A 23,168-nucleotide genomic window follows, 5' to 3' on the forward strand; every position below is an offset into this window, starting at 1 on the left:
TAGTAGCTCCGCTACGAGGGCTTCCGCCCGGCACGCCGAGAGCACGCACCGAACGCCGCTCCTTCTCCCACGGAGATCCATCAGAAGGGCCCTAGCAGCGCGGCTGCGGCGGCCGGGCCTCCCCAGGCCTGGAACAGCGGCCGGATCTGGTGATGGATCTGGCCTTGGGCGATGGCTTCGGCGTACCAGCGGCGTGCGGTCGCCGAGTCGCCGGCCAGCCACCCCACTCTGCCCCGGTAGGCTGCGGCCCACCCGCGGGCCTCCACCGCGTCCGCGACCGGCCGCCGGTGCGCACCGTGGCGATCAACCGGATCGCGCCTGCGTCGAGCAGATGGCGCAGCAGCGCGTTGGACGCCTTGTCCAGCAGGTGCAGGTCGTCCATCAGGACCGCCCACCTGTCGTCTCCCCGGGGGCCGGCCAGCAGCCTGGCGGTTTCGGCGAACCCGGAGACCGGGTCGGACAGGTCGACGCCTGCCGGTATCAGGTGTGTGATCGCGCCCATCGGCGCGGCTGCGGCTGCGGTACTCGCGGTCACCCGGATCCCCTTGGCTCCTCCGGCCACCGCCCGGGTGAAAAGCTCGTCGGCGAGCCGTGACTTGCCCACTCCGGCCTGTCCGAAGGCCGCGCGTGCGGCTGCTGCGGCGGCCGGGCAGGGCCGGTACGCACCTCGCGAGGCCGGCGGCATGCCATGAGGTGGACACGGCAGCCCGCCTCCCGGAACCCGGACAGACGCCACGGCGGCATCGCGTCGGCGGACAAGCCATCCACACGGAGCGGCAACCTTTTTCGACTCGGCTACCACCAAAGGCAGATGCAGTGACCTCGCCCTGAGCCCTCAGGCCGAGCGGAATGGTGAACAGCGGTGTGGCAAGGACGGCCGTGAGGGGGCGACCGTCGGTCACCGCGCCGAGAGTTTGTGATCAAGGAGATCCGCCGCGTGAGCGAAATAGCAGACGAAAGCCCGGAACCGCAGGCTGACGAAAGGGTCGGGCGAGTCCGTGGGCGCCACCGGCGGCGGTGGACCGCGACCGGCCTGCTGATCGGCATACCCGCCGTCCTGGGGCCTTTTCTCCTGTTTTCCCAGTCGAGTTCCGAGGCGGCGACGATCGATGCCACCGCCTACTACCACCTGATATCCGTGCACAGCGGCAAGCTGCTGGACGTGAACGGGAATTCCACGGCGGACGGTGCGGCGATCATCCAGTATCAGGACAACAGCGGTAAGAACCAGGAATGGCAGCTGAAGTCCACCGGCGACGGCTACTACGAACTGGTCAACCGCAACAGCGGCAAGGTGCTGGAGGTCAAGGGCGCCTCGACGGCGGACTTCGCGGCGGTCCAGCAGGCGACCGACACCGGAGCCGCGAACCAGCAATGGCAGATCGATGACGTGACCGGCGGCGCCGTCAAGATCGTGTCGCGCAACAGCGGCAAGGTGCTGGACGTCAGGTCTGCGTCCACGGCGGACGGTGCGGCGATCATCCAGTACCACGACACCGGAGGCGACAACCAGCAGTGGAAGCTGGCGGCGGTGGCCGGCACCGGCACGCCGTCGCCGAGCACCTCGGAAACGACCCCGCAGCCCACCCCCACCCCGAGCGCCACCACCAGCGCCGATCCGGCGCAACAGGTGCTCGCCACGATCAACCAGGCCCGGGAGGCGGCCGGCCTGCGGGACTACTCCACCAGTGACGGTCTGAACCGCAGCGCCGCCGCGCACACCGCCGTGATGGCCGACGGATGTGGCCTGTCCCACCAATGCCCGGGCGAGGCCGCGTTGGGGGCCCGGGAGACGGCTGCGGGTGTGAAGTGGACGGCGGCCGGCGAGAACATCGGCGAGTCCGACGGCATCAGCAACGATGCCGATGCCATCGCCCGGGCGGCGGTGGACCTCACCCGGCAGATGCTCGCCGAGCAGCCGCCGAGCGATGGCCACCGGCGCAACATCCTGAGTTCCTCGTTCGCTCACGTCGGCATTTCGGTGTACCGGGACTCGAACGGGACCGTCTGGATGACGCAGGACTTCTCCGACTAGGGGCTGTCCCGGCAGGCAACGGTTGGTCCGTCGAGGAGCGGCGGCCGGTCGGTGGTACCGCGGTACCAGTGGTCGGCGGTGTTTGTGTCCTGCGGGTCCACGGGTTGTGGCGCGTCCGCTCCTAGCCTAGCTGGTAGTGACCCGGCCGGACGCCGGGCCAGGCAGGAACGGGAAGCAGCACCATGATCGAAGTACGTGAGCTGACCAAGCGGTACGGGGACAAGACGGCGGTGGACGACCTGAGTTTCACCGCCCCGCCGGGGCAGGTCACCGGGTTCCTTGGGCCCAACGGGGCGGGCAAGTCCACCACCATGCGGATGATCGTGGGCCTGGACGCGCCGACCAGCGGCACGGCCCTGGTCAACGGCAAACGCTATGCGCAACACAACGCGCCCTTGCAGGAGTTGGGGGTGCTGTTGGAGGCGAAGGCGGTGCATCCGGGCCGCAGCGCGTTCCACCATCTGATGGCGCTGGCCTACACGCACGGCGTGCCGAGGCGGCGGGTGGAGGAGGTCATCGACCTGGCCGGTCTGAACGCCGTGGCGCACAAGCGGGTCGGAGCGTTCTCGCTGGGGATGGGGCAGCGGCTGGGGATCGCCGCCGCGCTCCTCGGTGATCCCGCTGTGGTGATGCTGGACGAGCCGGTCAACGGGCTGGACCCGGAAGGCGTGCGATGGGTACGGGAGTTGCTGCGCGGACTGGCCGCCGAGGGCCGCACGGTGATGCTGTCCTCGCATCTGATGAGCGAGATGGCGCAGACCGCCGACCGCCTTGTGGTCGTCGGCCGGGGGCGGCTGCTGGCCGAGACGACCGTCGACGCGCTGGTCGAACAGACCGAGGACAGGGGGGTCCGGGTGGCCACCAGCGAGCCCACACGGCTGCGCTCGGTGCTGACGGCACCTGGAGTCACCGTCACCTCGACGGGTGCCGAGCGGCTGGTCGTCTCCGGCCTGGACACGCGGCAGATCGGCCGGATGGCCGCCGAGCATCAGGTGCCGCTGTATGAACTGGTCACCGAGTCGGTGTCCCTGGAGGAAGCCTTCATGAATCTGACCCAGGACGCGGTGGAGTACCACAGCAGCGACGCAGGGAGGGCCGCCTGATGACCGCGAGCACCGTCACAGCCACCACGCCCCGTCCGGCGTACCGTGTGACCGGCCGGCGGGTGGTCCGGTCCGAATGGTCCAAGTTCTGGTCACTGCGCTCCAGTTGGATCACGCTGGGCGTGGCCGTGCTGTTCCTGGTGGCCATCGGGGTGATCGCCGCCGCCCTGTACAGCCCGAGCGGCCCGTTGGGTGGCAAGGACGCGGAGTCCGGTGCGGCGCTGACCCTGGCCCTGGCCGGCACCAACCTCGCGGCACTGGCCATCGGTGCCCTCGGAGTCCTGCTGTCAGCAGGTGAGTACAGCACGGGGATGGTCCGCTCGACGTTCGCGGCCGTGCCGGGCCGCCTGCCCGTGCTGTGGGCGAAGTGCGCGGTCTTCGGCCCGATCGCGTTCGTCATGTCCACCCTCGGCGCCCTGGTCTCCTTCCTGCTCGGGAGCGCCGCGCTGCACGGTGAGAAGATCGCCCTGTCCCTCGGCGACGCCGGGGTGTTCCGGTGCCTGGTGGGTGCGGGCCTGTACCTGGGTCTGGTCGGTGTGTACGGCGTGACGGTCGGTCTGCTGGTGCGCAACAACGCCGGGGGCATCGCGATCCTGGCCGGTGTGGTGCTCGTACTGCCCGGTCTGACCGGGCTGTTGCCCAGCTCCCTGGGTGACACCGTCAGCCGCTATCTGCCCAGTAACGCCGGCCAGTCGGTGATGACCCTGCACGCCTCCGGCGGCTCTCTGGTCAGTCCCGGAGCAGGTGTGACGGCGCTGGTGGTGTGGGCCGTGCTGTTGCTGGCCGGTGCGGTCCACAGGCTGCGCAGCAGCGACGTCTGAGGTTGTGTCCGCCAGGATGGGGCCGATGAACGAAAGGACCATGGCTCGGGCGGTGTCGGCTTCACCCTCGCCCGGGCCTGACGCCGTGTGGCGACACCCCGTGACGCTGCTGTTGCTGCGGATGCTGAGCCGTCTGAGGGAGACGGACCGGCGGCGTCCGTGGCTGCTGGACACCGCCGTCGTCGTCCTGGCCGCGGCGGCGGCGCCACCGGACCTGCTGGTGCACAGCCCGGGGCACCCGGTGTCGCGCCCGGTGGGAGCCGGCCTGCCCGTGGGAGTGGTGCTGGCCACCGCGGCCGTGCTGGTCGTGCCGCTGTGGTGGCGGCGCCGCGCTCCCGTTGCGGTCTTCGGCGTGAGCCTCCTCGTGTGTCCGGTGCTGTGGTCGCTGGGCCTGGGGCCCGCGGCCGCGGCCGTTCTCCTCGTCGTCCTGTACGACCTCGCCCTGCATGGTTCGCCGCGGGCCGTCTGCCGGGCGCTGCCGGTGACCGTGGCGGGGTGGGTGCTGATCGTGGTCTTCGTGATACCGGCGGACAGTCCGGTGGCCTTTCTGATCCTGTCCACCGGCACCGGCGTCGGGGCCGTCGCCCTGGGCCTGACCTTCCGGATCAGCCGGCTGTACCTGTCCGCGCTGCGAGACCGGGCGGCACGGCTGGAGATCGAGCGCGACCAACGCGTCCGGCTGACGGCGGCGGCGGAACGCGCCCGCATCGCCCGGGAGATGCACGACATCGTCGGCCACAACCTGTCGGTCATGGTGAACCTCGCCGACGGCGCCGCCGTGCTCACCACCCGCGACCCCGGCCGGACCGAGCAGGCACTCCATCTCATCGGCGACACCGGCCGACAGGCGATGGACGAGCTGCGTCGCGTGCTGGGCGTGCTGCGCGAGTCCCCGGAGTCGGAGGACGACAGCACGCTCCGGTCCCCGCAGCCGGGCATCCGCGACCTGGAAACCCTGCTCGGCCGGGTACGCGCGGCGGGCCTGCCGGTGACTTACCGCACCGCAGGACCAGTCGACGCGCTGGGCCGCGGCGTCCAGCTCACGGTCTTCCGTGTAGTGCAGGAAGCCCTGACCAACACCCTCAAGCACGTCGGCGCCGGTGCCACGGCCGATGTCACGGTCGCGGTCGAGGACACCCGGCTGTGCGTCCGGGTCACCGACACCGGTTCATCGTCGCGGAGACGGTCCACGGCTCCTCGCGGGGACACCGGGCACGGCCTGGTCGGCATCCGCCAACGGGCCGCGCTCTACGACGGCACGGTCACCATCGGACCGCGCGACGACGGTCAGGGCTGGATCGTGGAAGTCCTGTTCGATCCGTCCGCCTCGGCCACATCAGGAGAGCCCGCGTCATGACCACCGTGTTGATCGCCGATGACCAGCCGCTGCCCCGCATGGGTTTCCGGATGCTGCTCGACGGCACCCCCGGCATGAGCGTCGTCGGGGAGGCCGACAACGGCGCGCAGGCCGTCCGCATGGCGGCCGACCTGCGTCCCGACGTGGTTCTGATGGATGTCCGGATGCCCGGTGTCGACGGTATCGAGGCGACCCGCCGGATCGTGGCGGCCGGCGCTCGCACCCGGGTGCTCATCCTGACCACCTTCGATCTCGACGAGTACGCCTACGCCGGCCTGCGCGCCGGGGCAGGCGGCTTCCTGCTGAAGGACGTCAAACCGGCGGAACTCCTCGCCGGGATCCAGGCGGTCGCGACCGGCGACGCCGTCGTGTCACCCCGGTTGACCCGCCGTCTGCTCGACGCCCACGCCCATCACGTTCTGGCACCCGGCGCCCGGCGTCACACGGACGAGCGGCTGGCCGCGCTCAGCGAGCGCGAGCACGAGGTGCTCGTGGCGATCGGCATGGGGTGGACGAACGCGGAGATCGCCGACCGTCTCGTGCTGACCGAGTCCACAGTGAAGAAGCACGTCGGCCGGGTCATGGCCAAGGTCGGCGCCCGCGACCGGATCCAGGCGGTCATCGTCGCCTACGACGCGGGACTGGTCACTCCCCGCCCCTGACGATCTGTCGGCCGCGTGGCGATGTTCCGCCGAGGCGCCTCGACGGAACATCGCCACGCGTCACCCTTTCGTCAGTTCGTCGCCTTCGAGGCCGTGCGCTCGAACAGCTTCAGCGGGACCCGGCTGAGATTGGAATCCAGGGAGGATCCGCCCCGCCCGTCGGCCCATGTGACATACGCGTAACCGCCGGCGATGGTGATCCCCGACCAGCGGTCACCGGGAGGGCCCATCTCTCCGACCGGTTCGGTCACATGGTTGACCTGCACCGGGGAGCTGAACGAGCGTCCGTGGTCGAACGAGACGACCGAGAACGCGTCGCCCGTGGTGGTCCGCCACATGACACCCAGATCACCGTCGGTGCCGAAGTCGATCGCCGGCCGCTGGGCGTTCGGAGTGGAGATCACGGTCGGCCCGGTCCAGGTCCGGCCGGCGTCCGGGGTGACGTAGACCTCCAGGGTGTCGGAGTCCCGGGGCACCATGACGGCGAACCGGCCGCGGTGGGAGGGATCGGCAGCAACCCACGGGACGGGGTCGGCAGCCGCACCCAGACCCGGAGTCGGCACGAGAGCCCCGGTGCCCGCCGCAACGGGCGTTCCCCGGCCGTCGTTCACCGTCGTGTTCGTCCACGTCCTGCCGTCGTCACGGCTGACGTGGAAGGCCACCGGCTTTCCCGCCTCCTGCGAGGCGGACACCAGGATCCCGCCGTACACGGCGATCTCACGACCCGGATAGCCGCAGACCAGCGGGATGCCCGGAGCCACTTCGATGCAGGGCATCGGGCCCGGGATCACCCGCGAGTCGCTGCTGAAGGTCCTGCCGCCGTCGGCGCTGACGGAGACCGCGCTCGGGTACTCCCAAGCCGCTCCCGCGACTGCGTAGACCTTGCCGGTCGCGACGTCCACCCGCATCTTCGGGGCACCGCCGAGGAGAAGCGGTGTGGACACCGGGTCGGTCCAGGTCCGGCCACCGTCCGTCGACTTCGCGACCTGGTTGTGGTTCACCAGGTTCGCGTCCAGGCCCGAGCTGACCTGGTTGTTGTCCACGTACACGGTCCCCTTCGCGTCGAACTGCACGCTAGGTTCGCCGCACTTGGGCGCCGCGTCGCCCAGCGGCCACGCGACCCGGGTCCAGGTGTCGCCCCGGTCGTTCGAGTAGGCCAGGAAACACCCGCCGTCGACCGGTTCCAGGCCCGGTGACGGCGGGAAGATCGTCGAGACGAACACCAGGTTCTTCGGGTTTCTCGGATTGACGGCCACCGTCGGCTGCCCCTCCTTGGTGGCCGGCATGTCGGTGACGTCGACTTCGTGAACGGCCGCGTTGCCCGCCTGGCCCTGGACGCTCGGCGCCGCCACGGCGGCGGGTGATTCACACAGAAGGAACAGCGCGGAGATTGCCGCCGCGCTCAACTTCGTGGACGAACTCTTGAACAGCACCATAGTGATCCTCGATGTTCACGTCTGGCAGAAGGGTCTTCTTTGCGCTCCGGGGCGCAAGGCCGAAAAGGCCGGATTGAGGAGCGTCGATTTCTCTGCGAAAAAGACCCGCTCAATGCTGATGATTCCCCTGGTGGGAGCGCCCGTTCAGGCTAAATTCGTCAACGGCCGTATCCGTGGGACCACGGGAGACAATCGGCTCGGTCGGGTGGTACCGCGGTACCAGCCGGTCAGCCGAGCCGGGGCGGGACGGGGGACCGCACGCCGAACCACTGCTCGGCGCCGTACTCCTCGAACCGCTCCACCTCGGTGAACCCCAGCTTCGCCGCGAGACGCATCGAGCGGTCGTTGGCGGTCTGGGTGCAGAGCACCACCGGCTCGCCGGGAAGCGCGTCGGTGAACCAGTCGAGTGCCGCTGCGCACGCCTCGGCGGCGTACCCGTGTCCCCACGCTTGCGGGAGGAACATGTAGCCGAGTTCGGCCTCCCCGGCGTCCGGACGGAGGTGCCCGGGACGCTCCGCGTCGCGCCGGTCGAGCGTGACCGTGCCGATCGTCGCTCCGTCGAGATCGATCACGAAAAGGCCGGGGCGCCGCCCGGGCACCTCGGGCACCGCGCGTTCGAGCTCGTCACGCGGTCGAGGGCCACCGAGGTAGGTGCGCACCTCGGGCGAGGCGAACAGCTCGATGAACGCCGCGCGGTCCCGGGCCCGGGACTCGCGGAGCACGAGCCGTTCGGTCCTGATCGGGGCGGGTGGCCAGGCGACGGGTCCGAGTTCGGGCATGGCGGGCAACCTATCGCACTCCACTGACGGCGGCACCGGCCAGATGACGACCATCGCTTCCTGACCCCGAGGCGGTGGTCAGCCTGGAGACCGCGTGGTTCTGACGGGAGGGCTGGCGAGCACGGAGCAGCCGAGGCTGGTGCCCTGTGTGCGCTGCCCGTCGGGTCCGGTCACGACCACGGTCACCCCGGTCGCCGCGGCGTCCGGGTCGGCGGCCAGGCGTGCCTCGGCGACCGTGCAGATCAGTTGCCGGACGGCGATCGGCGGCAGCGGGTGGGGGCCCGCGGACAGTTGAAGCGATACCCGGGCGCCGTCGGCGCTGATCTCCGGGGTGGGGACGCGGACGAGTGCGGTCGTCAGGCCGCGCTTCCGTTCCGACGGGTCCGGACCGGTCAGCAGGAGTTCCACGGCCGTGCGCACGTTCACCGGGTCGGCGATCTCGCGGTAGACGGGGACCAGGCGGTCGTCGACGACGAAGTAGACCAGCGCGACGGGCCGGACACCGGTGGCGGGCTCGCCGGACTGGATCACGCCGGTCGCGGAAATGCCGCAGCCCGACAGCAGCAGAGCCCCGGCGAGCGGCATGACCCACTTCATGACCGGCTCTCCTTCTCGGGCTCCGGCAGCGGGAGTTCGGCGGTGAAAAGGGCGCCGCCGCCGGGGTGGTTGGCCGCGCGGACGGTGCCGCCGTGGAGACGGACGTTCTCGGCGGTGATGGCGAGTCCCAGGCCGCTGCCCTCGGTGCGGGTGCGGGCGGTGTCGGACTTGTAGAAGCGGTCGAAGATGTGCGGCAGGACGGTCTCGGGAATGCCGGGCCCGCTGTCCAGCACCTCGATCGCCACCCGCCGCTCCGTCCTGCCCGTACCTCCTGGGGCGGTCCGCTGGTATCCGTGCAGGGAGAGCCGGATCGGGGGCGCCCCGTGGCGCAGGGCGTTCGCCACCAGATTGGCGACGATCACATCGAGACGGCGGGGGTCGACCCGGCCCCGGAGTGCCCCGGGCGGGGGCAGCAGGGTGACCACGGAGTCCTGCCAGGCCCTGGACGAGAGGGTGCGCCGGACCGCCTCCGCGAGATCGACCTCGTCCAGGTGCAGGGCGGCGGCACCGGCGTCGAAGCGGGAGATCTCCATGAGGTCCTCCACCAGCCGTGCCAGGTTGGCGGTCTCCTCGCTGATCAGCCGCACGGCGGCGGCGGTGTCGGGCTCGAGTCCGGCGGCGTCCTCGTCGAGGACGTCGGTGACGAGCGACATGGCCGCCAGCGGGGTGCGCAGTTCGTGGGAGACGTCTGCGGCGAAGCGACGGGCCTTGGCCTCCATGCTGCGCAGTTCGGCGACGGAACCCTCCAGGGCGGCGGCGGTCTCGTTGAAGGTGCGGGACAGGTCGGCGAGTTCGTCCGAGCCGTGGACGGCGAGACGGGTGTCGAGCCGGCCCTCGGCGATGCGCCGGGTGGCGTGGCGCAGTTCCCGTACGGGGCGCAGCACGCCCCGGGCGGCCAGCAGCGCGAACAGCACGGCGAGGACCAGCGCGGGTACGGTGGCCCGCTCCACGGCCGTCACCAGGGCCTGGACGTAGGTCCGTTCAGTGGTCTGAGGCACCGTCAGAAAGGCGGTGAGCCCGGTGGCCCTGCGCTCGCCGTCCGGTGCCGCGAACAGGACCGGCATACCGACGACCAGGGAGGAGCGGCCGCCGGACGTCACCCGCTGGAAGACGGTCGGCGTATGGGTGGTCGCGGCCGTGCGCAGGGCGGGCGTCAGTTCGTCGAACGGGTCCCGCGGCTGGGAGGTGGCGCTCAGACCGTGATAGGCGACCAGTACCCGCCACTTCCGCGAGGGATCGTCCTGGGCGACCTCGGTCGCGAACGACGCCAGGTCCCGTCCGCTGGGCGGGAAGGTCAGGTCGGGCACGAGAGAGTCGACCCGGTCGCGCAGCAGGCGGATGACGGTGTCCTGGCTCTGCTGGAGGATCCCGGTGCGCGCCTCCCGGAACGTCAGGGCCCCGGTGGACAGGGCGGAGACGGCGGCCACCAGCCCGAAGGCCACCACGAGCCTGACGCGCAGGCCGCGCGGCAGTGGGAGACGGAACGGCCGCCGGCGCGGCGAGGACCTACGGCGGGGCAACTGCGCCGTCACAGGGGGCTGTGGAACCGGTAGCCGAAGCCCCGGACGGTCTGGATGTAGCGGGGTTGCCGCGGCGGCTCGCCCAGCTTGGTCCGCAGCCGTCTGACGCAGGCATCGACCAGCCGGACGTCGCCGTGGTAGCCGTGTTCCCAGACGGCCTCCAGGAGTTGCTGGCGACTGAACACCCGGCCGGGGGAGGCGGACAGGGACAGCAGCAGCCGTAGTTCGGACGGGGCCAGCGGGACCGCGTCGCCCCCGCAGGTGACGCTGAGCCCGGCCCGGTCGATGCGGAGCTCGCCGTACGTCTCGGCCGTCGGGCCACCGCCGGCAGGGGACGGCCCGGCGTCGAGGCGGCGCAGTACGGCGCGGATCCTGGCCTCCAGTACCCGTGCCTGGACGGGTTTGACCACGTAGTCGTCCGCCCCGGTTTCGAGTCCGACCACGATGTCCACGTCGTCGCCCATGGCCGTCACCATGATGATCGGAACCTGTCTGTCCGCGCGGATCCGTCGGCACACCTCAAGCCCGGTCATCCCGGGCAGCATCAGATCGAGCACCACGACGTCCGGCCGGAACGACCGCAGTTGCTCCAGACCCTCCTCCCCGGTCGCGGCCGCCGCGACGTCGTGCCCCTGGCGGCGCAAGGCCAGTCGGGCACCTTCGCGGACGGCGGGGTCGTCTTCGATGACGAGGACACGAGGCATGCGCTCAGTATCGACAGGGTTCACCGATCGACCGAAGCGCTGTTACACGATGATCACATAGTCGAGGCTGTTGCGGTTCGGTCATATTCCAAGCCGGGTTTCGATCACATTGCCCAGCCAGTCTGAACGCTCATCGCGCCTGCACGGCTGTGTGATCAACGGCCTGCCCCACGACGACCGGAGCCGGGCCGTCCCCTGCCGGAAGGCACCCACCCAAGGAGACCCGAGTGAGGTTGACCCTGTTGTCCACCAGGTTGTCCGCCACCGCAAGAGCGGCCGCCGCCCTGGGCGTCGTGGTGACCGCGACCGCCACCGCCACGCTGGGCGCTCCGGCGCTCGCCGCCCAGGAAACCCTGCCGGCCGAGACAGCCATAACGGCTTCCGCCACCCGGACCGTCACGCTGGTGACGGGCGATCAGGTCATGGTCACCACCACCGAGTCCGGGCAGCCGCGCGTCCTCGCCGTCAACCCCGCCGGCAGCGGTGCGTTCCTGTCGTTCCAGGACGCTTCGGGTGACCGCTATGTGATCCCGGCCGCCGCCCAGCCGTACGTCGGCAGACAGCTGGACCTCTCGCTGTTCGACGTGACCGCGCTCGCCGAGGACGCGTCGACGAGCGACCGCGTCCCGGTCACCGTGTCCTTCGCCCGGGGCGCGACGCCGAGCACCCCCACCGGGCTGACGCTGACGTCCACCAGCGGCTCGTCCGCACACGGCGCCTCGGCCCGCGGGTACACCACGGCCACGTCCGGCAGGAAGCTGGCACGGCTGCTGAAGCGGCGGATCGCCGCCGACGTACGGGCCGGCCGCAAGGCGGGCAGCACCCCGCTCTTCGCGGGAGTGACCTCCGTCGGCCGCACCGGCGCGACCGCCGCGAGCACGGCGGCCACGAACGGCGTGGATACGCCGGCCATCAGCGGCACGGCCGATTACAAGCTCAACATCCTCCAGATCACGGCCGAGGACCGGTCCGGCGCCGGGGCCAACGGGCTGGTCCTGGTGACCAACACCGACGACGCCGCCAAGATGAGCGTGGTCCTCCCGATGGACGACGGTATCGAGAAGGTGGCCGTGCCGACCGGTCACTACAGCGTGGTCGCGCCGGTGCTGGACTTCGACGCCTCGGGCGACGTCACCGCGCAGTCCCTGGTCACGCTGACCGACCTCAGCGTGACCGGACCCACCACCACGGACCTGGACGCCCGCACGGCCACAGCGCAGGTCGCCGCCACCACGCCCCGTACGGCCACCGCCGACTACGTCGCCGCCACCTGGGCGCGTGCCGACGCCACCGGCCGCTCGATCGGCTCGTCACCCACCGCCTCGGCGGTCTCCATCGACGCCACCCCCGTCTACGTCAACCCCCAGCCGGCCGCCGAGGTCGGCAAGGTCGCCTACTACGCCCAGTGGTCGGGCCACGGCACGGACACCGCCCACCCCTACCGCTACGACCTCAGCGGGCACGTCTCCGACCAGGTGGCGGCCGACCAGCGGATCACGGTCACCGGGAAGCAGCTCGCCACCGTACGGGAACGCTACGCCCGCGACCCGGCGGCCTCCCCGGACGGCATCATCACCAGCGGCGAACTCGACCCCGCACTCCCGGTCGCCATGTCGGCGGTCGTGACGCAGACGATGCCCGCCCGCGTCACCGACTACCTGAGCGGCAACAACGGCGGCGTCTGGATACAGCAGTCCTTCCCCGGCACGAGCCTCGCCTTCACCTCGGGCGACCTCACCCTGACCGCGGGCCGCACCTACACGCAGGACTGGGCCCGCGGCCCGATCGGCCTGGGGCTGGGCCAGTACACGACCGGTCCGTTCGGCGGCTCGGACTGTTCCGCCTGCCTGGCGGACGGCAACCTGCTGGTCTTCCTCACCGAGACCGACAGCGAACCCGACCACAACGGCGGCTCCAGCGTCTACGACGAGCAGCCGCGCGCCTACCGGGCCCAGCTGTACCGGGACGGCACGCTGCTGGACGACGAGCCCAACAACCCGGCCGTCTACGTCGACGGCCAGACGGCGCCCGACGCCCGGTACCGCATGGTCGCCGACCAGGACTCCAGCGGCGACACCACCCTCAGCCAGTCCACCACCGCCCACACCGAACTGACCTTCGGCCTGCCCTCCGCGACTGACACCGACTCCCTGCTGCCGGACCGGTTCACCTGCGAGGGAGAGTCGGCGTCCACGCCCTGCATGGTCCTGCCGCTGCTCACCGCGCGCTTCGACCTGGCCGCGGACGACCAGAACACCAGTCACCGGACCACTCAGAGCATGGGCCTGGACATCGGGCACGTGACCTTCGACGGAGCCGGTTCACGGGCGGCGATCACCTCCGCCGCCGTGCAGGTCTCCTTCGACGACGGCCAGACCTGGCAGCACACCGTCCTGCACGGGTCGAAGGGCCACTACCAGGTCCGCTGGACCAACCCGGACTCCGCGCGCGGCACCAGCCCGGCGATCCGCGTCACCGCCGCCGACGCCGACGGCAACGCGCTCACCGAGACCATCACGCACGCCTACACCGTCGCGGCGACCACGTCATGACCAGACCCGCCCCCGACCAGGAGAACCAGGAGAGAGATCCCCGGATGACCGTCCGCCTGATACACACCGCGCGGCCCGCGCTGACCGCACTGCTCGTGGCCCTTGCGATCCCCGCCGCCGGCACCGCCCAGGCGGCCGGCACCGTCACGGCACAGTCGAACGTCGAGCACGCCTGCGACGCCGTCCCCGCCGGGCAGGCCCGCTGCCTCGCCCTCGTCCGCACCGACGTCGACGGCGGCCTGGGAGTACGCGGACCGGCCGCGTCCGCCGAGGCGCGCGCCGGTGGCACCACCGCCGAGACGGATCTCCCCGACGGCTACGGCCCGGCGGACCTGCGCGCCGCCTACAACCTGCCGTCGACCGGCGGCGAGGACCAGACCATCGCCCTGGTCGACGCCTACGACGACCCGACTGCCGAGGCCGACCTGGCCGTCTACCGCGCGACCTACGGACTGCCCCCGTGCACCACGGACAACGGCTGCTTCCGCAAGGTCAACCAGCGCGGCGACGCCGCCCCCCTGCCGGAATCCGGTGCCCCCAGCGGCTGGTCCGTCGAGACGGCGCTCGACCTCGAGATGGCCTCCGCCGCCTGCCCCCAGTGCAACATCCTGCTGGTCGAGGCCGACGAACCCCTCATGGCGGACCTGGCCGCCGCGGTGGACACCTCTGTCGCGCTGGGCGCCACCGAGGTGTCCAACAGCTACGGCGGCACCGAGGCGCACGGCACGACCGCCTTCGCCAAGGACTTCAGCCACCCCGGCGTGGCGGTGGTGGCCTCCTCCGGTGACTCCGGCTACACGGTCCCGAGCTTCCCGGCCGCGTACTCCGGCGTCATCGCGGTGGGCGGCACCTCGCTCACCCGTGCCGACAACGACCGCGGCTGGCAGGAGACCGCCTGGGCCGGGTCGGGCAGCGGCTGCTCGGCCTGGGTCGACAAGCCGGCCTGGCAGCAGGACACCGACTGCCCCGGCCGCACGATCGCGGACGTCTCCGCCGTCGCCGACCCCGACACCGGACTCGCCGTCTACGTCACCTCCGTGCCGCGAGGCAGCGGCGGCTGGACGGTCGTCGGCGGCACCAGCGCCTCGGCACCGTACATGGCCGGAGTGATCGCGCTCGCGGGCGACCCCGAGTCCTTCCCCGACGCCTCCCGCCTCTACTCCGCCCAGGCCACGGGCCTCAACGACGTGACCGACGGCTCCACCGGCACCTGCGACGGCGACTACCTCTGCACCGCGGTGCCGGGCTACGACGCCCCCACCGGCAACGGCACCCCGAACGGCCTGTCGGCGTTCTGACCGACACACGTCCGGCGGTGTCCGCGTACCCGGACACCGCCGGACGCACAGCGGCGGCCCCCCCACCTCGGGGGCGCGGTAGCCCGACCGCGTGACATGCCCCGCCGAAATCGGCGGCGCGGCGCGCCAGTCGGACTCGCCCGCGGCGCAGGGTGCTTTCGTCTGGAGGCCGGGTGTGCCACGGCTCCCGTGTCCGTCCTGGCGACCGGCCGAGTCCCGGCCCTCCCTCTACGCGTCGCCCACTTCCTGAGGGCGTGCCGTCCGAACGCCGAAGGAGAGATCGTGGTGGCAGCGAAGGTCGAGAACCGCGGGACCATGTCCGCGCAGCTGCTCAAGGGCCAGAAGGCGTTGGTGACCGGCGCCAACTCGGGCATCGGGCTGGCGACCGCCGTCGCCCTGGGCCGGGCCGGAGCGGACGTCGTGGTGAACTACGTCGCCGGCGCGCACGAGGCCGAGAACGTCGTGAAGGAGATCGAGGGCTTCGGGGTCCGCGCCTACGCCCACGAGGCCGACGTGTCCGACGAGGACCAGGTGACCGCCATGGTCGCGCGGATGGTCGAGGAGTTCGGCACCATCGACATCATGGTGGCCAACGCGGGTCTCCAGCGGGACTCGGCCGTGACGGAGATGACGCTCGCCCAGTGGCAGAAGGTCATCGACGTCAACCTGACCGGCCAGTTCCTGTGCGCGCGGGAGGCCGCCAAGGAGTTCATCCGGCGCGGCGTGGTGGAGGAGGTCTCCCGGTCGGCCGGGAAGATCATCTGCATGAGCTCGGTCCACCAGATCGTCCCGTGGGCGGGGCACGTGAACTACGCCTCCTCCAAGGGGGGTGTGGGCATGCTGATGCAGACCCTCGCCCAGGAGCTGGCCTCCAAGCGGATCAGGGTCAACGCGGTGGCGCCCGGCGCCATCCGCACGCCGATCAACCGCGACGCCTGGTCCACCCCCGAGGCCGAGGCCGATCTGCTGCGCCTGATCCCGTACCGCCGGGTGGGCGACCCGGACGACATCGCCAACGCCGTCGTCGCCATGGCGTCCGACCTGCTCGACTACGTCGTCGGCACCACCCTCTACGTCGACGGCGGAATGACGCTCTTTCCCGGCTTCGCCACCGGAGGCTGATCTCCGATGCGGGATCACGTCACGCCCCGCCGGCTGGTGATCCTCGGCGGGGGGTTCGCCGCGCACGGCCGGTGTGACGGCACCGGCCCAGCGCGGGGCCTCGCCGTGGATCTGGTCGGCGTCCGACTTGCCGAGCATCTGGATGCCGCCGAGCGGATACTCCCAGTCGTCCGCGCCCAGATACCAGTCGTTCAGCGCCAGGGTCTTCTGGAATCTGGTGGGGTTCGGTTCCTTCGACACCGCCATGAGCGCGAGGTTGTTGTGCCGCATGTAGTGGCGTCCCACCACGTCCGAGCTGTTGGCCAGGCCGCCGGGGTGCTTTTCGCCCGCCGAACGCAGCAGCAGGACGGCGGAGTTGACCGCGCCGGCCGCGACCACCACGATGTCGGCGCTGAACCCCTCCGTCGTTCCGTTCCTCAGCTCGGCGACGACCCTGGTGACGGTGTGTCCGGTCGGGTCGGTCTCCAGGCGGCGCACGTCGGCGTTGGTCACCATGGTGACGTTGTCGTACTTCAGCGCCGGGTCCACGCAGATCACCTGCGCGTCGGACTTCGCGCCCATCAGGCAGGGGAAGCCGTCGACGCGGTCGCAGCGGATGCAGACGCTGTCATGGGTGGCCCGGCCGTGCTCGTCCTGGGTGAGGTTCACGCCGAAGCGGGTCCCGCTCCCAGGTAGTCGCCGCGCTCCAGGAGCAGGATCCGCTTGCCGGTGGGGGCCAGCCGGTGGGCGAGCGTACCGCCGCCCGCTCCGGTACCGATGATGACGTCGTAGTGGTGCTGGTCGTCGGCCATGAGAGGGTCCCGCGTCGAATACCAAACTATCGGGTGGGTGGGATGCCGGCGACCCGACGGAGTCGAACAGGTGTGCACTCACCTCGCCGCCCGGACGGCGCGCACCGCCCGCTCGACGATGGTCTGCGGGTCGGCCACCGCGGCGACGGTCAGGCCGGGCTCGTCCGGCCGCAGCGGTTCGAGGGTGGCGTACTGGGAGTCCACCAGCCGGGCGGGCATGAAATGACCCACGCGTCCGGCGACCCGCCGGCCGGCGGTCGTCCGGTCGAGCGCCAGATACAGGAACCACGTGCCTGCGCCTGCCTCACGGAACAGATCCCGGTACGCGTACCTGAGGGCCGAACACGCCACCACCCCGCCCCGGCCGGCGTCGGTCGCCTCGCGGATCCATTCCGCGACGGCCAGCAGCCAAGGACGGCGATCCTCGTCGTCGAGCGGGCGGCCCGCGGCCATCTTGGCGCGGTTCGCGGCCGGGTGGACGTCGTCCGCCTCCAGGAAGGGCACCCCGAGGCGCCGCGCGAGGAGCAGTCCCACGGTGGACTTGCCGGATCCCGAGACACCCATGACCACCACGACCGTGGGCACCGGGGTCACAGCACGGCTGTCGGGTTGACCGGTGATCCGGTGGCTTCCGGCAGCCGCAGCGGGGCGATCACGCTGAGGAAGGACCAGCGTCCCTCCGCCGCGCAGACCGGTGCCAGGTCCTCGAACTGCAGGTAGTCCAGCAGGTGCAGGCCCAAGGCGTGGATCGCGAGCACGTGCACGGGGAAGTCGACGCCCTCGGTGGAACTCGGGGCTGTGTCGTTGTTCCCGTCGCCGCCGAGCACGGCGACCCGCCGGTCCGCCAGGAACTCCAGCGCGGACGGATGGAGCCCCGCGCGCGCGTCCGCCGCGGGCCACGCGCCCAGTTCGGCGCGGCGTCGGCGGTGGCCGACCCGGACGAAGAGGAGGTCGCCCTCGGTCACGCGGACGTGCTGGGCGGTCTCGGCTGCGGTGAGGTCGTCGGCGCTCACGTGATCACCCGGTTCGAGCCAGGGCACGCCACGCAGCCGGGGGATGTCCAGCAGCACGCCCCGTCCGACGATCCCGTCGCGCGCCGCCTCCACGGAGAGCGCCGTGGCCCCCTCCGCCGTGACGCTGCTCGCGGACACGCCGCCGTGCACGTTCATCGCGAAGCTGTCCCTCGCGAAGTGGAGCCCGCTGGAGGTGTCTTCGTCCGGCTGTCCGCTCATCCGGTGCTTCGCGGGTTCCGGATTGTCCGGGCCGGGCAGCGTCTCCACCGGCGCGGCGAGTGTCACCGTCCGGCCGGTCCGCACCTCCCGGGTGGCGGCCACCATCCGGTCGGGAGTGAGCGCGTCCAGAGCGCCCCGGTCTCCCGAGGCCCAGGCGGCCTGGGAGAGCAGGCGCCGGTACAGCACGCCGAACTCGTCCGCGGTGAGCCGTGGCGGTCCTGCCCGACGGGTATGGGTGACCATGGGTCAGCGCCCCTGCTCCGCGTCGAGCGCCTTGTCGAGGGTGGTGGCCGCCATGATGAGCGACAGATGGGTGAACGCCTGGGGGAAGTTGCCCAGTTGCTCCCCGGTCGGGCCGACCTCCTCGGCGAAGAGCCCGACGTGGTTGGCGTAGGTCTGCATCTTCTCGAAGGTGTAGCGGGCCTGGGACAGCCGCCCCGCCCGGGCCAGCGCGTCGACGTAGAGGAAGGTGCACAGACTGAAGGTGCCCTCCGAGCCGCGCAGCCCGTCGGGTGACGCCGCAGGGTCGTAGCGGTAGACGAGGCTGTCGGAGACGAGCTTGCGGTCCATCGCGTCAAGGGTGGCGAGCCAGGCCGGGTCCCTCGGGGCGACGAACTGGACCCTCGGCATGACAAGCAGGGAAGCGTCCAGGACGTCGCCGTCGTAGTGCTGGACGAAGGCGCCCTCCCGCTCGCTCCAGCCGCGTTCCATGACCTGCTCGAGGATGGCGTCCCTGGCGCTGCGCCACTTCTCCACGTCGGCGGGCCTGCGGAACTGCTCGGCCAGACTCAGCCCCTGGTCGAAGGCGACCCAGGACATCACCCGGCTGTAGGTGAAGTCCTGGCGGCCGCCGCGGGTCTCCCAGATGCCCTCGTCCGGCCGGTCCCAGGTGTCGGCCAGCCAGTCCAGCGTCCTGGCCAACGCCTTCCATCCCCGGTAGGTGGCCTGCGGCCCGATCTCGCGGCCCTGGGACAGCGCGTAGAGGGCCTCGCCGTAGATGTCCAGCTGGAGCTGGTCGGCGGCGCCGTTGCCGATGCGGACGGGGTAGGAGCCGCGGTAGCCCTCGAAGTGTTCGAGCGTCTCCTCCGGCAGATCGGGGTTGCCGTCGATCCGGTACATCGTCTGGAGCGGCTCCTCCTCCTTGCCCTCACGCTCGTGCAGTCTGTCCACGAGCCAGTGGACGAAGGCGGTGGCCTCCTCGACGAAGCCCAGGTCCAGCATGGCCCGCACGGACAGCGCGCCGTCGCGTACCCAGGTGAACCGGTAGTCCCAGTTGCGCTCCCCACCGACCTGCTCGGGCAGGCCCATGGTCGCCGCCGCGACGAGGGCGCCGGTGGGGGCGTAGGTGAGGAGCTTGAGGGTGATGACCGAACGGTGCACCAGCTCGGGCCAGCGGCCCCGGTACCGGGACTGGTGCAGCCAGTCCTGCCAGAAGTGGCCGGTGTCCTCGACCTGTGCGGTGAGCCCGGCGACGGTGAGGGGTGCGGGTGCCTCGCCGCCGGACGCGCAGACCGTGAACACGGCGCCGCCGTACTCGCCGGCGCTCAGGGTCACCCGGCCGCGCGCGTCCTGACCGTCGCGCTCCAGCGGGAACGAGGTCTGCAGGTGCGCGTCCATCCCCGGGGACCGGAACAGGCCGGTCTTCTCGCCGATTTCCAGCCGGTGCCCGGATCGGCCGTAGTCGAAGCGTGGCCGGCACTCGAGCGTGAAGCCGACGGTCCCCCGCACGGCACGCACGACGCGTATGAGGGTGTGACGGTCGGTGGCGGTGCGGGTCCGGTCCGGGGGCATGAAGTCGATCACCTCGCCCACGCCGTCCGGTGACATGAACCGGGTCACCAGAATGGCGGTGTCGGGGTAGTAGAGCTGCTTGCAGGTCTGGTCCGGGTGCTCGGGGGCCAGCCGCAGGTACCCGCCGCCGTCGTGGTCGAGCAGGGCGGCGAAGACGCTGGGCGAGTCGAACCGGGGAGCCGCGAACCAGTCGACGACTCCCTGCGACGAGACGAGCGCGGCGGTCTGCAGGTCGCCCACCAGGCCGTGCTCGGCGATGGGAGGGTAGCGGTCCATAGCGGCTCCGAAATGTCGGAAATGATCCCTCATGGTCCACTATCCGTCACTCGGATGGCCCTTGCCACGTCGGAACAGGCCCGACTCACCGTGCTCCGCGCGCGTCACCCGCGTGGACGGCCCCAGTGGCACGTCGACGTGTTCCGGTGCTTGCTGGTCTCAGTGCCACCTGGGCGTCCGCGCGAGGTCGCAGCGTCCCGTCCGGTCCGTGACGCGTGGGGCGGACCCCGCCGCCCGCGCTGGGAGAGAAGGCGAAAGACCGCCCATGGAGACGAGGCTTCAGGCGCTGCGCACTCCACGAGCCGCGGGACTGGTGGGAATCGCCTTCGCCCTGCTGCTCGCCACGGCCATCGTCATGGTCCGCGTGGCGCTACCGGACGAGCCCGACTACATGGGCAACAGCTGGGTCACCGACGCCTCGCGTCGGCGTACCGTACAGACGGCGCTCGACCTCATCCCCTTCGCGGGCATCTTCTTCCTCTGGTTCATGGGCGCTGTGCGCGCACGCATCGGAGCGGCCGAGGACCAGTTCTTCGCCATGGTCTTCCTGGGCAGCGGGCTGCTGTTCGTGGCGACCCTTTTCGGGGCCTCGGCGGCGGCCGGCGGCCTACTGGTCACGGCCGACGCGTCCGGGGCCGGATCCAGGCTGCAAGTGTGGTCATTCGGCCGTCACGTCACCTACAGCCTCCTGACGACCTACGCGATGCGCATGGCCGCGGTGTTCACGCTCACGACCTCCACCATCGGGCAGCGGCTCGGAGTCCTGCCGCGCTGGCTCGCCCTCCTCGGCTATCTCGTCGCTCTGACGCTGCTCTTCGTCTCGCGCAGCGTCGCCTGGTCCGAGCTCGTGTTCCCCGCGTGGGCCCTCGCCGTCAGCCTGCACATTCTCGTGGCGAGTTTCCGCCCGAGGCCCGCATCTGCCGCCGCGTCCTGACTGGCGTGGTGATCCGCTGCTTTTCCACGCCACGCCAGTCGACCTGAAGCGTGAAGTCACCCACGAGACCGTAAAGTCCCCGGCATAACGACATCAGGGGCATCCGAAAAAGGCTCGCGAGCGAATATCCGTAGGAGCAGGAAGCCTCCCCCCCCGCTTTCCCTCACATGGAGTTTGCATGGCTGGGTACAGCTCACCTGGACCTGCTGGGCGCGCCGAAGTGGGCATTCTCGGAACCGGCTCGTCCCTGCCGGAAAGGCGTGTGCCCAGCAGCGAGGTCGCCGGTCTGATCGGTGTGGAGCACAGCTGGATCACCGAGCGGATCGGTGTGTTGGAACGGCGCTTCGCCACCCAGGACGAGACGAGCCTGGACTTCGCGATCGACGCGGCCACGGCGGCACTCGAAGCAGCCGGGGTGTCGCCCTCGGAGCTCGGCGCGGTGGTGCTCGCGACATCCACCGCGGACCGGCCGGTGCCGGGCGTCGGCGTCCGGTTGCAGGGCGCGATCGGGGCCCACGGTGCGGCGGCATTCGATGTGAACGCGTCGTGCGCGGGTTTCCTCGTCGCCTGCGAGATCGGCCGCGGCCTGCTGGCCGCGAATCCGCACCGGAAATATGTGCTGGTCGCCGCGAGCGACACGTATTCGCGCTACATGAATCCGGCCGACCGCCGGACGTATCCGCTGTTCGGCGACGGGGCCGGGGCCGTGGTGCTCGGCCGGGTACCGGAGGGCGAGGGGATCTTCAGCGCGGAACTCGGCACGGACGGCCGGCTCGCGCACTACGTCAGCGGCGGCCCCAGGATCCCCGTGCCGCCGGTGATGCCCGCGCCCGACGACCACTATCTCAGGATGGCCGGCCGGGACATCGCCGCCCTGGTCAGGGAGAAGTTCCCGGATCTGGTCGCCGACGCCGTGAAGGAACGCGGCATCACCCTGGGTGAGATCGACCATGTGATCAGCCATCAGGCCAATCCGCGACTCGTCGAGGAGGTCGCCCGTGCGGCGGGCTTCGAGCCTGAGCAACTCGTCATCACCGGGGACCATTTGGGCAACACGGCCGCCGCGTCCATTCCGATCGGGCTCGATGTGGCGGTGCGGGACGGCAGGATCCGGCCCGGGGACACCATCCTGATGATCACCTTCGGCGCGGGGATGTCCTGGGGCCGGATGCTGCTCCAGTGGCCCTCCGGGGCGCCGGGCGGACGCCGGTGAGCGGGCCGGTGACGAGTTCCGGCTGAATACCGTCGGCCTGGAGGCCGGCGCCCCGGACACACCGGTCGTCTCCGTCAGCGGCGTTCAGCGGGGCGCCGGAACATCAGGGCGTGCACCGTGAAGCGCGCCCCGTCGAATTCCGCCCGGCCGGTTGCCCGCTGTTCTTTCAGGAGGCCCAGCATGGTGTCCTTGTGCTCGGCGTACGCCAGAAGCGGAATGTCCATCTCGAAGATCTCGAGGGTGTCGCCCTCATAACCACGCGCGGTGAGTTCCGCGACGGTCCGGGGAATGTCGGCGAGCGAGGAGTGCGCCATGAGCAGGGTGCCGCCCGGCGCGAGGAGCGTGTCCATCTGCTCGACGACGGAGTCGTACACCGCGCGGCCGCCCCTTCGGGCGACGAGAGCGGTTTCCAGGCCGTCTTCCCTCGCGTAACTCGGGTCGTGGGGCAGGTGCGGCGGATTGGTGATCACCAGGTCGAACATCTCGTCCGGTGTGTACTCCTCCAGCGGCGAGGTGACACAGGTCAGCCGCGAGGCATCGAGACCGTTGGCCACCACGTTCGCCGCGGTCTGGGCGGCGAAGGCGGGGTTGATGTCCAGAGCGGTCACCCGCTCGGCGCCGGCCGCGAGCAGGGCGACGCTGTAGAGACCCGAACCGGCCCCGATGTCCAGGGCGTTGACGCCCTTCAGGTCAGGAGCGCGGTCACCGGACAGCGCGGCGATCAGGCTCAGCCCGCAGTCGGTCGGGAACAGGACCTCGGCGGGGTCCTCCACCGTGAGCCGCAGACGCCTGCCGCGGAACTCGAAGACCCCGCACGAGGGACGGGCCTTCCAGAGAGAGCCGTTCTCGCCGACGGGCAGGACACGGCGCCGCGTCAGTGTCTGGATCGGAGCAGCGGTCATGACGGCGTGGACCTTTCGAAGAGGGGGTGTCCAGCGGGTTCGG

At 71.0% G+C, this 23,168-nt stretch carries 21 protein-coding genes and 1 pseudogene; 10 read left to right on the forward strand and 12 right to left on the reverse strand.

Going from position 1 to position 23,168, the window contains the following annotated elements; all coding sequences use genetic code 11:
• Positions 1–91: 91 nt before the first annotated feature.
• Positions 92–535, reverse strand: a complete 444-nt coding sequence (locus ABT057_RS45940) for a hypothetical protein (RefSeq protein WP_352350762.1) — start codon at positions 533–535, stop codon at positions 92–94.
• Between the two features lie 381 nt (positions 536–916).
• On the opposite strand from ABT057_RS45940, the gene ABT057_RS45945 reads away from it, so the two are divergent.
• The 5 genes from ABT057_RS45945 (at position 917) to ABT057_RS45965 (ending at position 5,978) form a co-directional block, all read left to right on the forward strand.
• Positions 917–2,035 (forward strand): RICIN domain-containing protein, encoded by a 1,119-nt coding sequence (locus ABT057_RS45945; protein ID WP_352350764.1) that lies wholly within the window; start codon positions 917–919, stop codon positions 2,033–2,035.
• A gap of 182 nt (positions 2,036–2,217) precedes the next feature.
• Positions 2,218–3,138 (forward strand): ABC transporter ATP-binding protein, encoded by a 921-nt coding sequence (locus ABT057_RS45950; protein WP_352350766.1) that lies wholly within the window; start codon positions 2,218–2,220, stop codon positions 3,136–3,138.
• Positions 3,138–3,959 carry an ABC transporter permease gene (locus ABT057_RS45955; protein WP_352350768.1) on the forward strand — a complete coding sequence of 274 codons (822 nt, stop codon included), beginning with the start codon at positions 3,138–3,140 and terminating at the stop codon, positions 3,957–3,959. Before ABT057_RS45950 ends, ABT057_RS45955 begins: the two co-directional genes overlap by 1 nt.
• Before the next feature lie 100 nt (positions 3,960–4,059).
• The gene (locus ABT057_RS45960) at positions 4,060–5,316 is read left to right on the forward strand and encodes a sensor histidine kinase (protein ID WP_352350770.1); all 1,257 of its coding nucleotides are present in this window, start codon (positions 4,060–4,062) and stop codon (positions 5,314–5,316) included.
• The gene (locus ABT057_RS45965; protein WP_352350772.1) at positions 5,313–5,978 is read left to right on the forward strand and encodes a response regulator; all 666 of its coding nucleotides are present in this window, start codon (positions 5,313–5,315) and stop codon (positions 5,976–5,978) included. The genes ABT057_RS45960 and ABT057_RS45965 overlap by 4 nt, the downstream gene beginning before the upstream one ends.
• A 71-nt stretch (positions 5,979–6,049) precedes the next feature.
• Here ABT057_RS45965 and ABT057_RS45970 read toward each other — a convergent pair whose 3' ends face one another.
• From ABT057_RS45970 to ABT057_RS45990, 5 genes are all read right to left on the reverse strand, one after another.
• The gene (locus ABT057_RS45970) at positions 6,050–7,330 is read right to left on the reverse strand and encodes a sialidase family protein (RefSeq protein WP_352350774.1); all 1,281 of its coding nucleotides are present in this window, start codon (positions 7,328–7,330) and stop codon (positions 6,050–6,052) included.
• 311 nt (positions 7,331–7,641) lie between these two features.
• On the reverse strand, positions 7,642–8,193 hold the full coding sequence (locus ABT057_RS45975; RefSeq protein WP_352350776.1) for a GNAT family N-acetyltransferase: 552 nt from the start codon (positions 8,191–8,193) through the stop codon (positions 7,642–7,644).
• 78 nt (positions 8,194–8,271) lie between these two features.
• Entirely contained in the window at positions 8,272–8,790 is a 519-nt protein-coding gene (locus ABT057_RS45980) for a hypothetical protein (RefSeq protein WP_352350778.1), read from the reverse strand.
• Positions 8,787–10,262: a sensor histidine kinase gene (locus ABT057_RS45985; protein WP_352350830.1), complete on the reverse strand. Its 1,476-nt coding sequence runs from the start codon at positions 10,260–10,262 to the stop codon at positions 8,787–8,789. Before ABT057_RS45985 ends, ABT057_RS45980 begins: the two co-directional genes overlap by 4 nt.
• Before the next feature lie 56 nt (positions 10,263–10,318).
• The gene (locus ABT057_RS45990) at positions 10,319–11,014 is read right to left on the reverse strand and encodes a response regulator (RefSeq protein WP_352350780.1); all 696 of its coding nucleotides are present in this window, start codon (positions 11,012–11,014) and stop codon (positions 10,319–10,321) included.
• Between the two features lie 227 nt (positions 11,015–11,241).
• Between ABT057_RS45990 and ABT057_RS45995 the strand changes: the two genes are divergently transcribed.
• The 3 genes from ABT057_RS45995 (at position 11,242) to ABT057_RS46005 (ending at position 15,986) form a co-directional block, all read left to right on the forward strand.
• Entirely contained in the window at positions 11,242–13,566 is a 2,325-nt protein-coding gene (locus tag ABT057_RS45995) for a hypothetical protein (protein WP_352350782.1), read from the forward strand.
• Positions 13,563–14,864 carry a S53 family peptidase gene (locus ABT057_RS46000; protein ID WP_352350784.1) on the forward strand — a complete coding sequence of 434 codons (1,302 nt, stop codon included), beginning with the start codon at positions 13,563–13,565 and terminating at the stop codon, positions 14,862–14,864. The genes ABT057_RS45995 and ABT057_RS46000 overlap by 4 nt, the downstream gene beginning before the upstream one ends.
• 315 nt (positions 14,865–15,179) lie before the next feature.
• Positions 15,180–15,986, forward strand: coding sequence for an SDR family oxidoreductase (locus ABT057_RS46005; protein ID WP_352350832.1), 807 nt, complete (start codon positions 15,180–15,182; stop codon positions 15,984–15,986).
• Between the two features lie 69 nt (positions 15,987–16,055).
• Here the strand turns inward: ABT057_RS46005 and ABT057_RS46010 are convergent.
• The 5 genes and pseudogenes from ABT057_RS46010 to ABT057_RS46025 form a co-directional block, all read right to left on the reverse strand.
• Positions 16,056–16,637 (reverse strand): annotated as a pseudogene (locus ABT057_RS46010) (GMC family oxidoreductase N-terminal domain-containing protein); the annotation flags it as partial.
• On the reverse strand, positions 16,631–16,777 hold the full coding sequence (locus tag ABT057_RS49355; RefSeq protein ID WP_502974079.1) for an NAD(P)-binding protein: 147 nt from the start codon (positions 16,775–16,777) through the stop codon (positions 16,631–16,633). The gene ABT057_RS49355 and the pseudogene ABT057_RS46010, both read right to left, overlap by 7 nt.
• A 78-nt stretch (positions 16,778–16,855) precedes the next feature.
• On the reverse strand, positions 16,856–17,371 hold the full coding sequence (locus tag ABT057_RS46015; protein WP_352350786.1) for a gluconokinase: 516 nt from the start codon (positions 17,369–17,371) through the stop codon (positions 16,856–16,858).
• On the reverse strand, positions 17,368–18,252 hold the full coding sequence (locus tag ABT057_RS46020) for a cyclase family protein (RefSeq protein WP_352350788.1): 885 nt from the start codon (positions 18,250–18,252) through the stop codon (positions 17,368–17,370). The genes ABT057_RS46015 and ABT057_RS46020 overlap by 4 nt, the downstream gene beginning before the upstream one ends.
• 3 nt (positions 18,253–18,255) lie before the next feature.
• Positions 18,256–20,076, reverse strand: coding sequence for a glycoside hydrolase family 15 protein (locus ABT057_RS46025; protein ID WP_352350790.1), 1,821 nt, complete (start codon positions 20,074–20,076; stop codon positions 18,256–18,258).
• Positions 20,077–20,341: 265 nt separating this feature from the next.
• Between ABT057_RS46025 and ABT057_RS46030 the strand changes: the two genes are divergently transcribed.
• Together ABT057_RS46030 and ABT057_RS46035 are read left to right on the forward strand one after the other, a co-directional pair.
• On the forward strand, positions 20,342–21,010 hold the full coding sequence (locus tag ABT057_RS46030; protein ID WP_352350792.1) for a hypothetical protein: 669 nt from the start codon (positions 20,342–20,344) through the stop codon (positions 21,008–21,010).
• Between the two features lie 178 nt (positions 21,011–21,188).
• Entirely contained in the window at positions 21,189–22,223 is a 1,035-nt protein-coding gene (locus ABT057_RS46035) for a 3-oxoacyl-ACP synthase III family protein (RefSeq protein WP_352350794.1), read from the forward strand.
• A gap of 74 nt (positions 22,224–22,297) precedes the next feature.
• Here the strand turns inward: ABT057_RS46035 and ABT057_RS46040 are convergent, their stop codons facing one another.
• Positions 22,298–23,125 carry a methyltransferase domain-containing protein gene (locus ABT057_RS46040; protein ID WP_352350796.1) on the reverse strand — a complete coding sequence of 276 codons (828 nt, stop codon included), beginning with the start codon at positions 23,123–23,125 and terminating at the stop codon, positions 22,298–22,300.
• Positions 23,126–23,168: the final 43 nt, after the last annotated feature.

This window comes from Streptomyces sp. NPDC002588, assembly GCF_040295925.1.
Lineage (GTDB): Bacteria > Actinomycetota > Actinomycetes > Streptomycetales > Streptomycetaceae > Streptomyces.